The sequence below is a fragment of the Brevibacterium album DSM 18261 genome, assembly GCF_000426445.1.
Lineage (GTDB): Bacteria > Actinomycetota > Actinomycetes > Actinomycetales > Brevibacteriaceae > Brevibacterium > Brevibacterium album.
The window spans coordinates 162,590-177,562 of record NZ_AUFJ01000015.1 but is presented as its reverse complement, the minus strand read 5'-3'; the positions used below and the strand labels follow the sequence as shown (position 1 = coordinate 177,562).

General features: G+C 71.2%; 13 protein-coding genes. 5 read left to right on the top strand and 8 right to left on the bottom strand.

What is annotated here, in order from left to right:
- Nucleotides 1-28 precede the first annotated feature (28 nt).
- The 5 genes from K318_RS21825 to K318_RS24410 all read right to left on the bottom strand — a co-directional run bounded on the left by K318_RS21825 (nucleotide 29) and on the right by K318_RS24410 (nucleotide 5,029).
- On the bottom strand, nucleotides 29-1,480 hold the full coding sequence (locus K318_RS21825; protein ID WP_035281922.1) for a phosphotransferase: 1,452 nt from the start codon (nucleotides 1,478-1,480) through the stop codon (nucleotides 29-31).
- Entirely contained in the window at nucleotides 1,477-2,775 is a 1,299-nt protein-coding gene (locus tag K318_RS0113040; RefSeq protein WP_245579906.1) for an acyl-CoA dehydrogenase family protein, read from the bottom strand. Before K318_RS0113040 ends, K318_RS21825 begins: the two co-directional genes overlap by 4 nt.
- Nucleotides 2,776-2,931: 156 nt before the next feature.
- On the bottom strand, nucleotides 2,932-3,603 hold the full coding sequence (locus tag K318_RS0113035; protein WP_035281996.1) for an anthranilate synthase component II: 672 nt from the start codon (nucleotides 3,601-3,603) through the stop codon (nucleotides 2,932-2,934).
- Entirely contained in the window at nucleotides 3,603-3,767 is a 165-nt protein-coding gene (locus K318_RS25060) for a hypothetical protein (RefSeq protein ID WP_029089803.1), read from the bottom strand. The genes K318_RS0113035 and K318_RS25060 overlap by 1 nt, the downstream gene beginning before the upstream one ends.
- Entirely contained in the window at nucleotides 3,767-5,029 is a 1,263-nt protein-coding gene (locus K318_RS24410; protein WP_245579905.1) for a class E sortase, read from the bottom strand. Before K318_RS24410 ends, K318_RS25060 begins: the two co-directional genes overlap by 1 nt.
- Nucleotides 5,030-5,299: 270 nt before the next feature.
- Here K318_RS24410 and K318_RS24405 point away from each other — a divergent pair, with 270 nt between their 5' ends.
- Together K318_RS24405 and yczE are read left to right on the top strand one after the other, a co-directional pair.
- A complete protein-coding gene (locus tag K318_RS24405) occupies nucleotides 5,300-5,974 on the top strand; it encodes a cell division protein CrgA (protein WP_029089801.1) in 675 nt (224 codons plus the stop codon).
- A 16-nt stretch (nucleotides 5,975-5,990) separates the two neighbouring features.
- On the top strand, nucleotides 5,991-6,656 hold the full coding sequence (gene yczE, locus K318_RS21820; RefSeq protein ID WP_035281920.1) for a membrane protein YczE: 666 nt from the start codon (nucleotides 5,991-5,993) through the stop codon (nucleotides 6,654-6,656).
- 465 nt (nucleotides 6,657-7,121) lie between these two features.
- Here yczE and K318_RS0113005 read toward each other — a convergent pair whose 3' ends face one another.
- Nucleotides 7,122-7,742 carry a rhomboid family intramembrane serine protease gene (locus K318_RS0113005; RefSeq protein ID WP_245579904.1) on the bottom strand — a complete coding sequence of 207 codons (621 nt, stop codon included), beginning with the start codon at nucleotides 7,740-7,742 and terminating at the stop codon, nucleotides 7,122-7,124.
- Between the two features lie 266 nt (nucleotides 7,743-8,008).
- Entirely contained in the window at nucleotides 8,009-8,554 is a 546-nt protein-coding gene (locus K318_RS0113000) for a peptidylprolyl isomerase (protein ID WP_029089799.1), read from the bottom strand.
- A gap of 265 nt (nucleotides 8,555-8,819) precedes the next feature.
- On the opposite strand from K318_RS0113000, the gene K318_RS21815 reads away from it, so the two are divergent.
- Both K318_RS21815 and K318_RS0112990 read left to right on the top strand, forming a co-directional pair.
- Nucleotides 8,820-9,647 carry a hypothetical protein gene (locus K318_RS21815; RefSeq protein WP_051297983.1) on the top strand — a complete coding sequence of 276 codons (828 nt, stop codon included), beginning with the start codon at nucleotides 8,820-8,822 and terminating at the stop codon, nucleotides 9,645-9,647.
- 281 nt (nucleotides 9,648-9,928) lie between these two features.
- Nucleotides 9,929-11,041, top strand: coding sequence for a proline racemase family protein (locus tag K318_RS0112990; protein WP_035281918.1), 1,113 nt, complete (start codon nucleotides 9,929-9,931; stop codon nucleotides 11,039-11,041).
- A gap of 155 nt (nucleotides 11,042-11,196) precedes the next feature.
- Here K318_RS0112990 and K318_RS21810 read toward each other — a convergent pair whose 3' ends face one another.
- Entirely contained in the window at nucleotides 11,197-13,185 is a 1,989-nt protein-coding gene (locus tag K318_RS21810) for a PucR family transcriptional regulator ligand-binding domain-containing protein (RefSeq protein ID WP_051297982.1), read from the bottom strand.
- A 282-nt stretch (nucleotides 13,186-13,467) separates the two neighbouring features.
- Here K318_RS21810 and K318_RS0112980 point away from each other — a divergent pair, with 282 nt between their 5' ends.
- Nucleotides 13,468-14,961: a CoA-acylating methylmalonate-semialdehyde dehydrogenase gene (locus K318_RS0112980; protein WP_029089797.1), complete on the top strand. Its 1,494-nt coding sequence runs from the start codon at nucleotides 13,468-13,470 to the stop codon at nucleotides 14,959-14,961.
- Nucleotides 14,962-14,973 lie beyond the last annotated feature (12 nt).

Here is a 14,973-nt window from a genome sequence, read left to right as displayed (position 1 = left end):
TGTGGGTCTCACGTGTGCGTCCGGCCCTCTAGAGCAGGCCGGAGCCGTCCGCCGAGGCGTATCCCGGGTTCGAGGCGGCGAGCCGCAGGCGCGCCGCGGCCTTGAGCACGCCCACGATCTCCCGGACCTCCGTATGCGCGGGCCCGGTGTCGGGCAGTGCGCGGATGCGCTCGGCCAGTTCCGCCTCGTCCGCCGCACCCAGGTGCGCGAGTGCGCGGCCGTGCCACCGGTCCGCCTCCTCGCGCAGCGCGTCCTCGCGCTCGAGCAGACCGACGACGTTCCTCGCCACCCGCGCGGTGAAGCGGTCGGGCTCGCCCTCGCCCCGCACCAGATCCCGCTCCAGATAGCCGCCGAGGCCGGCCAGCAGCTGTGCGGCTGTGGGAGAGGTGAAGAGCGGGACGGGAGGGGCTGGGGCATTCTCGGCGGCGAGGTGTCGCGCGGGCGGACGAAGACCGGCGGACGAACCATCGCGGACGGCGGTCCCAGCACCGGGATGCGGCGCGGGCGGGACCCCGGGGTAGAGGAGCTCGAGCAGATCGTGCTCCTGTTCGGCTGTGCGGCGGCCGATGGCCAGCAGCTCCAGCTCGCGAGCATGGCCCGGCGCCGAGCGCTGCATCTGCCGCAGGCAGCCCACGCCCCACCACGCCGTCGCTACGGCCTCCCACCACAGCAGCTGCGCCTCGGTGGGCCGGAATCCGGTGACGGTCTCGTAGGCGTCGAGGAGCTCGTCCGCCTCGCCCACCCCGGCCACGCGCCCAGCCCCTCCGAACCTCCACGCGCGCATGCAGACGTAGCCGAGGTCCTCGAAGGGATCGCCCCGATGCACCAGCTCCCAGTCGAGCACGGAGGCGAGACCCTGCTCGTCGATCATGAGGTTGCCCAGGCGGAAGTCCCCGTGGACGAGTGTGCGGCGGGGCGCCGGCTCCGGTCTGCGGCGCGCCAGCTCCCGCAGTCCCAGGAGCAGCGCCGGTCGCGGAGTCCCCACGGCGGCGTAGGACTCCAGCAGCGCGGCGACGGGATCGGCGGTGTCGTCAAGCTCCAGGCCCTCCGTGTCCACCTGCGCGATCCGCCCCAGGACCGTGCCCAGCTGAGCTGCGAGGGCGGACCGGGCGGCGGCGTACCGCTCGTCCCGCAGGACCCGTCGTGCGATCGTCTCCCCCTCCGCGAAGGTGAGGAGGAGATAGGGCGCACCCAGGACGTCCGGATCACCGGAGGCGTCCAGCAGCCGCGGGCAGGGCACTCCTGCGGCATGCGCCGCGCGCAGGGCAGCGGCCTCTTGCTCGTTGCCCTCCGGATCCTGGCTGCTCGGGTGGTCCATGCGGAGGACGAACCGCGCCCACTCGCCCGGGGCGTCCGTGCGCACCTCCCACAGTCTGCGGCTGGCGCCGCCGGTGAGCGCCCGCATCTCCGTCACCTCGGCGGAGGGTGCCCCGAGGTCGCCCAGCCGCGTGCGGAGACGGGACCGGAGGGCCTCGCTCACCGGCCCTCCTGCGTCGCGTAGCGCTCGGAGCTCACGCCCTTGGGCGAGCGCTGCGACATGAAGCCGAACATGTAGCCGGCGATGCGGCGCATCTGGATCTCGTCCGAGCCCTCCGTGATGCGATAGCGGCGGTGGTGGCGGTAGATGTGCTCGAACGGCTTCCGGCGGGAGTAGCCCATGCCGCCGTGCACCTGCATCGCCTGGTCCGCGGCATCGCAGGCGAGGCGGTTGCCCTGGTAGTTGGCGATGGAGATGCGGTCGGAGACGGTGAAGGCCCCGTCCTGGTCCATGAGCCAGGCGGTCTCGCGGATGAAGGAGCGCAGCATGGACGCCCGCGCCTGCAGCTCCACGAGCGGGAACTGGATGCCCTGATTGACCGCGAGCGGCTTGCCGAAGGGCCTGCGCTCCCTGGCGTACGCGACGGATTCGTCGATGCAGAACTGGGCGGCGCCCAGGCTGGCGGCAGCCTGGCGGATCCGGTTCTCGTTGAAGAAGTGCTGGACGATCTGCAGCCCGCGGCCGTGCTCGCCGAACAGCTGGGACTCCGCGACCTCCACGTCGGTGAAGCGCACATGGGCGTGATCGGTGGGCATGTTGAAGGTCCATACGTATTCGAGGACCTCCACGCCCGGAGCGTCGAGGGGGACGAGGAAGGCCGTGATGCCCTCGGCATCGCCGGGTTCGCCGTGGGTGCGAGCGAAGACGATGTCCCGGTCCGCATGGTGCACGCCGGAGTTCCACATCTTCTCGCCGTTCAGCACCCAGCCCGTGTCCGTGCGCACGGCCGTCGTCTCCATATGGGTGGCGTCCGAGCCGTGGTCCGGTTCCGTGATGCCGAAGGCGAAGTGCGCCTCCCCCGCGCCGATCCGTTCCTTCCACTCCGCGATCTGCTCCTGGGAGCCGTAGTTCATCAGCAGCATGAGGCCCACGTTGTTGCCGACGATGCTGTGCTCGTTCTGCAGATCGCAGTGGAGCCCGAGGCCCTGGGAGGCGAAGTGGTCGCGGATGACGGCCATGTCCAGATTGCCCAGCCCCCTCCCGCCGAGGTGCGCGGGCAGCTGCGCGCGGTACCAGCCGGCGCGGTCCGCCCGCCGCCGGGCCTCCGCGAGGAGGGCCTCCCAGTCCGCGGATGGGATCCCGCCCCGCTCCCAGTCCGTGCGGGAGTGCTCGCGGCGGTGGTCGAAGAAGCGGATGTTGTCGTCCTGCTCCTCGAGCGGCCTGATCTCCCGGGCGATGAAGTCGTCGAGCTCCGCGAGCATGTCCTGGAGTGCGGCGGGTATGCGGAAGTCCATCATCGGCCTCTCTGTCGACGTCCCCCGCCGTATCCCCGGACCCCTCATGCCCGTCAGCGCCGACGGCAGAGAATGATCGATCGATCAGCGGTGGTGACTGCGACGTTACCCGCTCGCCCACAGGGCCGCAAGGGAATGCGGGGGCGCCGCCGGGCCTCCTCAGCCGCCCGCGGAGACGAGCGGCGTGCGGCCCCTGGCGGCCTCGGCTGCCTGCGGCATCCCCGCCCGGGCGAGGAAGTTGCCGACCATGAGGTAGCCGTCCTCCGTGAGCACGGACTCGGGGTGGAACTGGACGCCGGCGAGCGGAGCCGTGCGGTGCTGGATGCCCATCACGATGCCCTCGGCCGTCTGCGCCGTGATCTCGAAGACGTCCGTGTCGATGGTGTCGTCCACGATCGCGAGCGAGTGGTAGCGGGTGGCCGTGAGCGGATTGCGGCAGCCGGCGAACACGCTGGTGCCCCGGTGCTCCACGAGGGAGGTCTTGCCGTGCATGAGCTGCGGTGAGTGCCCCACTGTCGCCCCGAACACCTCACCGAGTGCCTGATGTCCCAGGCACACGCCGAACAGCGGCGTCGCGGTCCGTGCGGCCTCGCGGATGAGCGCCGGGCAGACACCCGATTCCGCGGGCGCGCCCGGTCCCGGGGACAGCAGCACGCCATCGAAGTCCGCGAGCATCGCGCACGCCGCCTCGGGCACGAGAGCGTCATTGCGGATCACGGTAGCCTCCGCCCCCAGCTCGCGCAGGTATCCCACGAGCGTGTAGACGAAGCTGTCGTAGTTGTCGATGACGAGGATCCGCGCGACCGCCTCCGCGTCTGCTGCCTGAGCCATCATCCGCCTTCCTCGACCGTCGCATCATTGAACGGCATGTACGGTGCGATCTCCGGGAACACGTACTCCATGAGGAGGTACACGGCCGCCGCGATCAGTATGAGCGCGAGGATGAGCTTGACGATCCACGGCCCGGGCAGCAGCCGCCAGATGAGTCCGTACATCACGCATCGCCTCCGACCCTGTCGTACGCGGGGAAGTCCTTGATCGAGTCCGGAGCCCCTTCGGCCGCGGGCTGCCAGTCGCTGAGCTCCGCATACGCGATGTAGCGCTCGCGCGCGGAGAACATCGGGTTGCAGGCCGTCAGCGTCATGATCCGGTCCTTGCCCTTGTACTCGGGCATGGTCGGGACCGCGGAGAGCACATCCGTGGCGTCCGGCAGCACGATCTCGAAGTTGCGGAACGTGTACGTGTAGAAGCCCTCGGCCGTCTGCACCACGATCTCGTCACCCGGCCGCAGCTGGTGGATCTGGTTGAGGGGCTTGCCGTAGGTGACGCGGTGGCCGGCCATCGAGAAGTTGCCGACCTCACCGGGCATCGCCGAAGTGGGATAGCGGCCCAGACCCATGCGGTTGAGCACCGGCTCCATGGAGACGCCCTCCGCGATGGTCCGGTAGTAGTCCTCGCCGAACCGCGGCACGTACATGATCCCGAACGCGGTGTTCTCCGCCACCGGCTCACCCACCACGGGAGTGTCCGGATCGTCCGGGAGCTCATTGGCGGGGTTGTCGCGCCATTCCGTGACGAGCTGGTCCGCGAGCACCTCGTTGTCCCTGTTCGCGGCGATGTCCGTCCACCACAGCTGCCACACGACGAACAGGATGAGCACGAGGCCGGCGGTGATGCACAGCTCGCCGAAGGTGCGGACGGTCGCGCGGACCGGCCCCAGCGGCTCGCGCTCCGGCTTCCCCCGTTCGCGTCGGGTGCGACGAGCCCCGCCTGCTGCCGCCGAGGCATGCTCGTGCTGTGCGGCTGTCTGCTGTGCGGGCGCAGCGTGCGGGGGCCACTGCTGTGCGGCCCCCGGCTGCACCTGCATCTGCTGCGTGGGCAGTCCCGCGGTGGGCGGCTGCCCCTGTGGCGGGAAGCCCTGCGCCCCCCGGCCGTGCACTCCGGGACCGGAGCCGTGCGCCTCGGGGGCGGTGCGCGGGTAGCCCGGCACCGCTGGTTCGGTCCGCGCCGCCCGCCGGATCATGGGCCTGCCGGAGGCGCCTCCGGCAGGCGCGCCGGGAGGGGCAGCGGAAGGTCCGCCTGCGGCCGGAGCGCCGCTGCCTGCCGAGCCCGCCGAGGCGATTCCCGGCTCGCTCGGGCCGGCGGGAGAGGAATCGGCGGCCGGGGGGTGCGCGCCGGGAGGATGCGCCTCGCCGCGCGCAGCGGCCTCGGCGCGCTCGCGCTCCCTGCGCTCACGCCGGGACATCGGCTGGTCCACTCATCCACCTCCGGTGCACGCCTGGCGGCGACCTGTCTCCTGCGACCGGCGTCACGGTCATCGCACCGGCTGATTCGGGTCCATGATAATCGCACGCCCTCCCGCACACTCCCGCGCCGGACCTGGACAGTCCCTGAGCGCATCCTGCCGGTGCACTCTCCTGCCCCGCCGCCGTGGCCGATGCGTGACCCACCGCCCGTTAGACTGAGGTCGATCATCAGCTTCAGCCCATCAGTGCGGCAGGCCCCGGCCGGCCGCCCAAGGAGAGACGTGGCCAAGTCGAACCGCACCAACCGGGTCCGCCGGACACAGCGCAGCGCCGCAGCACCGTCGTCCGCCCCTCGCGAGGACGAGGCCGTCCTCGACACCGCCGCCGAGGCCGGAGACAGCTCCGCGGAGACGGGCGCCGACTCCGCAGAAGCGCCGGCAGGCGCCGAGGACGCGACCGGCGCGCAGGCCTCGGACGCGGGCTCCTCCGGCAAGGACGCCGCAGGCGAGGACTCCGCGGACCGGGATGCCGCGGATGCCGCAGGTGAGACCGCCTCGAGCTCGGCCGGCGAGAAGAAGGGGTCCGCCGGGACCGCGAAGGCGGAGAAGTCCGCCTCCGGCTCCGCCGAGGGCGCGGAGCGCGCGGGCGACAGCGCGAAGAAGGCCGATTCCAAGAAGGCCGCGAAGTCCGGCAACCCCGCCAAGCGCTCGACCGCCCGGTCCTCGCGCCGCAAGACCTCGGCGTACACCTCGGCGCCGGGCGCGCAGACGGTCAAGCCCAACGGGCGCTGGTTCCTGCCCACGCTCATCGGGCTCCTCCTCCTCGGCCTCGCCTGGCTGGTCGTCTTCTACGTCTCCAACGGCACCTACCCCGTCGAGGCCTGGGGATACTGGAACCTGGGCGTGGGCTTCGCCTTCCTCGTGGCGGGTCTCATGATGTCCACACGATGGCGCTGACGGCGCGTCGCTGACGATGGCCGCCTCCTCCAACTTCCGCCTGCTGGCCGGCCATCCGCTCTGGATCCGCCTCCTCTCCCTGTACGGCGGCCTGGCGCTGTTCGGCTTCTCCGGCGGCCTCGTCATCGAGTCGCGGCTGGGCAACTTCCCCTGGGACGTCCTCCACGAGGGCGTGTCGCTGCAGCTCAACGCCGTCGGCGTACCGGTCTCCATCGGCGCCGTGGCGATCGCGGTCTCATTCCTCCTGCTGCTCGTGTGGATCCCGCTGCGGCAGATGCCGGGGCTGGGCACGGTGTCCAATGCGGTGCTCGTGGGCATCTTCATGGACCTCACGATGGCCGTCGTCCCGGACCTCGAGGCGATGTGGCTGCGCATCCTGGCACTCGTGCTGGGCATCGGACTCAACGGTGCGGCGACGGTGCTGTACATCATCCCCAACTTCGGGCCCGGCCCGCGCGACGGGCTCATGACCGGGCTCGTCCAGCTCACCGGCCGGCCGGTCTGGATCGTGCGCCTCGGCATCGAGATCGTCGTGCTCGCGGTGGGCTGGCTGCTGGGCGGCACCTTCGGCCTGGGCACCGTGGCCTATGCGGTGGGGATCGGCTACGTGACCCAGCTCTTCCTCGGCCTGGCGGAGAAGCGCCTGGGCCGCCCGGACGCGCTCACGGGCTCCGCGGACTGAGGCCGGCTGCCTGCCGCCGGGAGGCCGGCTGCCTGCCGCCGGGAGGCCGGCCGCCGGAGTCGAGGACGCCTTCGCCCCGCCGCCACTGTCATGTCCTGGATGCTGCCGCCTCGCCTGCGGTCCCGGCGGCAGAAGCCGGGACGCGAAGGAGAGATCCGGACCTTCACGTCCTCACCGACCCCGGAGCTCCCCTAGCGTCTCTGCGCACCGCTGAGCTCACCTCGCTGCGTCCTCCCTGTTCATGACCACCATCCGGGCCGTGGAAACCCGCTCCCCCACAGTCCACAGTGCCCCGTGGAAACGGTGTGAGAGCACCCACTTCGAAGACGGCAACAACGTCGTCACCTGCATAAACACAGGCCTGTAGTCTTATCCACCGTTGTGGACAGCCCTGTGGAGAAAGATCTGTGGACAACCTTCCGCGCAGCCGGGCGTGTCGGCTGAAACCGGTTCGGGCGGACAGTCTCAGCCGAGCATCGCGGCGGCGCGCAGGTGCGGCCAGGACGCCGCGAGCAGCATGACCGCCACGATCCCGGAAGCCGGCCAGAACCACATGCTGGCCGCACCCGCACGGACCCGCGGCAGGAGTGCGGCGCACCCGAGCGCGAAGCCCACGAGCAGGCCGCCCAGGTGGGACTCCCAGGACACTCCCGGCGTGACGAAGGAGAACACGAGGTTGAGGACGAGGAACGCGACGGCCCCGCCGAGGTTCCGGTCCAGCCGCCGGGTGGGTGCGAGCACGACGCCCAGCAGGCCGAAGAGGGCTCCCGAGGCCCCCACATGAAGAGTGATCCACGAGGGGTCGAAGGGCGAGGACAGCAGCAGGACCGCCGCGGAGCCGCCCAGCGCAGAGAGCGCATAGACGACGAGGAACCGCAGGGAGCCCAGAGCGCGCTCCAGGAAGCCTCCGAAGAAGAAGACCCCCACCATGTTGAACATCAGGTGGAAGGGCGAGGGGCTGTCATGCACGAGCACGACGGTGAGCGCCCGCCACGGCTCCGAGGCGGACACGGCCGGGGCGAAGCCCAGCCATGAGGCGAGGTGCACTCCGGGAACGAGCCCCACAAGCCAGCAGGCCGCCGTCACGACGACGATGGCGCATGCGGCCGGGGCACCCGCCCAGCGGCCGGGGCGACGCGCGGCGCGGCGGGGGTCGGAGCCTCCGCCCGGAGCAGCCGGAGGAGTGACGTGCGCACCGTCCCGAGGACCACCCGGCAGGCCTGCAGACGGCTCCGCCGGTGGAACGGGTGGGTCCGCTTCCTGGGAACCATCGGAGGAGAAGCGCTCAGAACCGGCAGGGTCCCCGGGATCATGGTGATCCCGGGGACCCTGAGGGTTCTGCGGAGGCAGACTCACGCCTCGACGATCTCCACGGACTCCATGACGACGGGCTCGGACGGACGGTCCATGGGACCGGTCTTCACGGACTCGATCTCGTCGACGACCTTGCGGGAGGCCTCGTCCACGACCTCGCCGAAGATGGTGTGCTTGCCGTTGAGCCAGCTGGTGGGGACGGTGGAGATGAAGAACTGCGAACCGTTGGTGCCGTGGCCGCCGCGCTTGCCGGCGTTCGCCATCGCGAGCAGGTAGGGGCGGTCGAACTGGAGCTCCGGGTGGATCTCGTCGTCGAAGGCATAGCCGGGCCCGCCGGTGCCGGTGCCCTGCGGGCAGCCGCCCTGGATCATGAAGTCCTTGATGATGCGGTGGAAGCCCACACCGTCGTAGAAGGGCTCGGTGATGGTGACGGTCTCGCCGGAGACGTTGTCCGTCGCAGTGTGGTCGCCCTTTGCGAGCCCCACGAAATTGGCGACGGTCTTGGGTGCGTGGTGTCCGAAGAGCTCCACGACGATATCGCCCTTGTTGGTGTGCAGGATGGCCTTGCCAGTTGAAACGGTCATGCGCACATTCTTCCATGCGGGACGGACATGCGCTCGTCGGCGGACGGTTCCCGCCCGCAGCCGGCGCGGTTCCTCCGCGCCGAGCGCGGCCGGTGCCGCCCCCCCAGCCGCGACCGGGACTGTGACTCCGCTGTGCGGAGCGGGTGCATGCTCTCGGATCGGAGAACTCGGTGACACCACTCACGCCGCGAACCCATAGGATGGGACGGACGGCAGCCGCCGCGCATGCCACGGACGCACACAACCGACGCTTTCGGAGGGTGAGATGTTCAAGAAGAAGTCCAAGCCCCAGACCGCCTTCATCGACGAGGTCGGTGAGAAGCTGCACCTCGTGGGCGATGCGGTGCGCGAAGGCTCCGCCCAGGCGATCGAGGCTTCGGGACCGTACCTCGAACGCGCCAACGAATGGCTGAATGAGGCCTCCGAGGCCGCCGCCCCCCGCCTCCGCGAGGCGAGCGCGCGCCTCCACGAGGTCGCGGAGTCCGTCCGCCCCCATGTCGAAGGCGCCGTGGACGATGTCCGCTCCCGGCTCAGCGAGGGCCGGAGCAGGCTCGAGGAGGGGTACCGCTCCGAGGTCGCGCCCAAGCTCGAGTCCGGCGCGGCCGAGGCCCGCGCACGCGCCCACTCCGTCGCGGAGAGGGCGGGCGAGTCCGTCTCGAAGGCCGCGGGTGTGCTGGCCGCGGCGGAGACCTCCAAGGGCTTCGACGATACGGTCGCCAGGCTCACCGGGGACAAGAAGGCAGTGAAGAAGGCGCGCAAGGCGCTGAAGAAGGCAGGCAAGGACGTGAAGGCGAAGACCTCCTCGAACGGAAAGTCGTCCGGCAAGTGGTTCTGGATCATCCTGGGCCTCGCGGGCCTCGGCGGGATCGTGTTCTACGCGGTCCGCCGCCTCGCTCCCGTCGAGGACCCCTGGTCGACCCCGCTGCCGGCCAACCGCCCGGCCGATGCCCGTCCCGTGGGCTCGACCCCGCGCTCCGAGCAGGCCGACGGCCCCGTGGCATCCGTGTCCTCCGAGGTTCCCGCTCCCGAGGATGCCGCAGTCGAGGACGAGGGCGACACCGAGGGCACCGAGGGCGCCGGCACCGACAGGTGACCGTCCGCCGCCGAGGCGGCTCTGCGGGAGGGGGGCTCCGCTCACGTGAGCGGAGCCCCCCTCCCGTCCGTCTCAGGGCGGCACCTCGCGGGCGTGTCATCGTCGTCATGCCGGGTCAGCTCCTCTCCTCGGGGTGGGCCGCCGCCGGTTCGGAGAGATCTCCCGACGGAAGCAGGCGCCGCCGCACTCACGTGGATATGACGGCGATCACGAGGTAGCTTCGGTGCAACGGCGGTGGGCATCGGCAGACTCCCACGCGACGGCGCCAGGAAGGACACAGCATGGCACCCGCGATCGCACACCTTGAGACCTATCGGAGCGTCGACTACCACACGGGCGGGGAGCCCTTCCGCATCGTCACGGAACTGCCGGTCACGGTCGAGGGCGCCGATGTGCCCGCCAAACGGGTCTTCGCGATGCAGTCCCCGGAGATCGAGCGCATCCGGCAGATCCTGTGCCACGAACCGCGCGGGCACGCGGACATGTACGGCGGCTTCGTGGTCGAGCCGGACGACGAGGGCGCACACCTGGGCGTGCTCTTCTGGCACAAGGACGGCTTCTCCACCGCATGCGGCCACGGCACCATCGCCCTGGGCACCTGGGCGATCGAGAGCGGACTCGTCGCCGCAGACCCCAGCGGCGTGACGGACGTCGTCATCGACGTGCCTTCCGGCCGGGTGACCGCGCGGGTGCACACGGATGCGCAGGAGCAGGTCACCGGCGTCGATTTCATCAATGTGCCCAGCTATGTGCTCGCCTCCGATGTGCCGGTGGAGACCTCGCGCGGCGAGCTGCGCGTGGACGTGACGTTCGGCGGGGCGATCTATGCGCAGCTCGATGCCGCGAGCGCGGGGCTCAGCGTGGAGCCGGGAGCCGTGGACGAGATCATCGCCCTGGGCCGCGAGATCAAATGGCTGCTCAACGACACCGAATACGCGAAGCACCCTCTCGATGACCGCCTCAGCGGCATCTACGGCACCATCGTCTTCGAACGGCTGTCCGATGCTCCTGCGGGCGCGGCACAGGACACCGAGGCCGGAGAAGCGAGCCGTGAGGCGGTTCCGGCGGGCGGAACTCACCCAGCCGCGCTGCGCCCGCACCAGCGCAATGCCGCCGTCTTCGCCGACGGCGAGCTGGACCGGTCCCCGTGCGGGTCCGGCACCTCGGCGCGGGTCGCGACGCTGACGGCCGCAGGCGTCCTGGGCGAGGGACAGGAGCTGCTGCACAGCTCGATCGTGGGCTCGCAGTTCACAGCCGTGGTCCTCGAACGCACCACTGTCGCCGGCAGGGACGCGGTGATCCCCCGGGTGACCGGGACAGCGCACCGGACGGGGGAGCATGTCTTCACCGTCGATCCGTGCGATGAGCTGGTGCCCGGCTTCGTCCTCCGCTGAGCCGAGCGGGTTCTGCACCCCGGCCCATGCTCCGCCGAGGTCGAAGAGGGCGCGGCCCACTCCTTCAGGTGTGCGGAACTGCCGCTGGGACTGACTGTCGGCATCGCATCACATCGACAGCTCGCTCGCCCAGACTGTGCAGGAGCTGACCACCGTCATGCCGACGAGCCCGTGTCAGCCGCGCCGTCAGACCCGTTCCCGCCCAGCCCCTCCGTCTGCAGCCAGATGAGCGCGGCGTGGAGGGAGGTCCGCGATTCCGCGTCCTCGAGCGAGACGCCCAGCCGCTCCTCCAGTCTGCGGACCCTGGCGTAGACCGCCGGCCGGCTCAGGTGCAGGGCACGGGCGACCGCGGTCTTGCTTCCGCCCTCCCGCAGCAGGACTTCGAGGAATCTCAGGGCCTCGGGATCTCCCGCGGCGCCGCCGCCGGAGCCTCCTGCCGCCGAGGCGCCGCCCTCGCCGGGAGCGCCACCACCCGCTCGGACCCGACCGGCCTGCGACTGCCCGGCCTGGCTCCGTCCGGACCGCGCACCGCGCATCGCCTCCCCTCCCCGTACGGAGCGGTCGGACAGCAGCGGGCCCAGCTCCGCCTCGGCGAAGGCCCGCAGCACCGGCGCCTCCCGCAGGCGTGCGAGCACACCGCGCAGCCGCACGTCCGCGAACCGGTGGAACGGGCGCCTGTGCACCTGCATCGTCGCGACGATCCCCGCCACCTGGATCGCACTCTCGAGCTCCGCCCCCGCCTCCGTGATCCGCGCCGAGGACCTCCCCACGCCCACATCGAGCAGCCGCCCCTCCGCGCCACGGCCGGCTGAAGCCCCCGCAGCTCGGAGCACGGCCGAGGCGCCTCCTGCATGCGCCTCGACCCTCGCCTCGGGACGCACCTGCGCCTCACCCAGCTGCCCGAACGAGGCGTTCACCCTGGTGAGAACCGCCGTGAGCACGGCATCGCAGTCCTGGTCCGAGGCCAGTCCCAGCACCGCCGCGAACACGCCGGACCGCAGTCCGCCGGACAGCAGCGGCACACCTGCCTGCCGTGCGGCGGCACCGAACTCCTCCCTGAGCGCACGCTCCCGCAGCTGCGCATCGCGCGGCTCGGCACCGCTGGGTTCGCCGAGGCGGATCGCGACGGGGACGTAGACCTCGCTCGGGCGCATCCCCAGCGACGCGGCGCGCGCAAGCGCCTGCTGCTCGCCCATGCCCGACCGGCCCATGAGCTCGTGCAGGAACTCCACCGTGGCCTGCTGCAGGAGGTCCCGCTCGCCCTGACTGGCCATGCGCGCCAGGGTGAGCGCCTGTCCCGCGCGCTCGAGCACCTGCGCCGCATCGGCATCCGCGGACGAGGCGAAGGGAGCCACGAGCCGCCCCCACCGCCTGCCCGGCACTCCGACCGGCACCTGCACACCCGCCGCGGCCCGCGCACCGGTTACGCCCTGCGCACCGCGCTCAGCATGCGACACCGGCGGCATCTGCCCCTCCGAGTCCGCCGAAGCTCCGACACGCGCGCTCGCACCCGCCTGCGCCGGGATGCGCGGCCAGTCGGCCAGCAGCGCATCGGCCGGCACCTCCCCGCTCTCGTAGGCGAGCACCCGGTGGACGGCGTCCTCGAGCACGACGGGGGTGTCCGCGAGCTCTGCGGTCACGGCGACGATGCGCTGTTCGTCCGCACCCTCGAGGCTCAGCTCGGTGAAGACCTCGTGCACGCGGCGGGCGAACTCGACCCGCGCCAGCTGCGCGCCGATGAGCATCCGGTGCGCAGCCTGCGTGATCCGCACGAACCGCACCCGTGCGGAGAGCACGACCACGGGCAGATCGATGCCGGAGGCGGCCTCGGCGACGATCCGTCGCGCCCGCGGATCGGGGTGACCGGAGACGTCGACGACCTCGATCACGAAGGCCGCGGCACCGGCCGCCTGCAGCCGCCGGAGGAAGGCGCGGGTGCGCTCGGGCGAAGAGCGGAACATCGCGCTGCTCGAGAGGATGACCTCGCCGCCCTCCAGGAGCGAGGCGACCTCCTCCGTCTCCGCGATGTGGACCCAGCTCACCGGCCGGTCCAGGAGCTCGGTGCCCGTGAGCACATCCGGCAGACCTCGGCGCAGTTCGTCGACGTCCAGCACCGAGCGCACCGTCACCGTGGAATCCACCATGCCTGAAGGTTACACACCGTCAAACACGCGCGGTGAACGCATACGGATCGTCACTTCCCCTGAGCCCCTGAGACGGTCATGCTGGTCCCGGTGGACAGTGCCGTGCACCCGGCTCGGACAGGGAAGTGACATTCTGCGGGCGCCCGGCACTGTCCGGCCCCGCCTCGACCGTGCGCAGGGGCACGGCAGCCCACCCACCCAGCGCGACGGCGCGACAGCACACCGCACCGGAGCCCGCAGGAACCCCACACCCCAGCCAGCCTTCCACGAAGGGAGCCCCGCATGACCACGCTCAGCCACTGGATCGACGGACAGGCGTTCGCCGCACCCGCCGGTTCGCGCACCGCGGACATCGTCAACCCCGCCACCGGCGTCGTCTCCGGCCAGGTGCCGCTGGCGAGCGCGGACCTCACCCGCGAGGCCGTCGCCTCGGCCGCGGCCGCCTTCCCCGGCTGGCGCGACACCTCGCTGTCCAGGCGCACCCAGATCGTCTTCCGCTTCCGCGAGCTGCTCAACGAGCGCAAGGAGGAACTGGCCGCGATCCTCACGGCCGAGCACGGCAAGGTCCTTCCCGACGCCCTCGGCGAGATCAGCCGCGGCCAGGAGGTCGTCGAGTTCGCCTGCGGCATGCCCCACCTCCTCAAGGGCGGTCACACGGAGAACGCCTCCACCGGCGTGGACGTGCACTCCGTCCGCCAGCCGCTGGGCGTCTCCGCGATCATCTCGCCCTTCAACTTCCCCGCGATGGTGCCCATGTGGTTCTTCCCCGTCGCGATCGCCGCGGGCAACACGGTGGTGCTCAAGCCCAGCGAGAAGGATCCCTCCGCGGCCAACTGGATGGCCGAGCTGTGGCGTGAGGCGGGCCTGCCCGAGGGCGTCTTCACGGTCGTCCACGGGGACAAGGAGGCCGTGGACGTGCTGCTGACGGACCCGCAGGTGGCCTCCGTCTCGTTCGTGGGCTCCACCCCCATCGCGAAGTACGTGTACGAGACGGCTGCGGCGCACGGCAAGCGCGTCCAGGCGCTCGGCGGGGCGAAGAACCACATGCTGGTGCTGCCGGACTCGGACCTCGACCTCGCGGCGGACTCCGCGGTCAACGCCGGCTACGGCGCCGCGGGCGAGCGCTGCATGGCGATCTCCGTGGTCGTCGCGGTGGACTCCATCGCGGACGAGCTCGTCGCGAAGATCGCCGAGCGCACGCGCACCCTCAAGGTCGGCGACGGCACCCGCGGCACGGACATGGGTCCGCTCATCACCGCCGCGCATCGGGACAAGGTGGCCGGCTACATCGACGCGGGCGTCGAGGCCGGCGCGGAGCTCGTGCTCGACGGCCGCGAGGTGAGCGTGGACGCGGACAGCGAGCGCGCCTTCCTCAACCCGACGCTGTTCGACCGCGTCACTCCCGACATGTCTGTCTATACGGACGAGGTCTTCGGCCCGGTGCTCTCCGTGGTGCGTGTGAGCAGCTACGACGAGGGCCTCGAGCTCATCAACGCCAACCCCTACGGCAACGGCACCGCGATCTTCACCAATGACGGAGGTGCGGCCCGCCGCTTCGAGAACGAGGTGCAGGTGGGCATGGTGGGAGTCAACGTCCCGATCCCCGTGCCGATGGCCTACTACAGCTTCGGCGGCTGGAAGAACTCGCTGTTCGGCGACACCCACGCCCACGGCACGGAGGGCGTGCACTTCTTCACCCGCGGCAAGGTCGTCACCAAGCGCTGGCTCGACCCGAGCCACGGCGGCCTCAACCTCGGCTTCCCCACAAACGCCTGAGCTCATCGCACC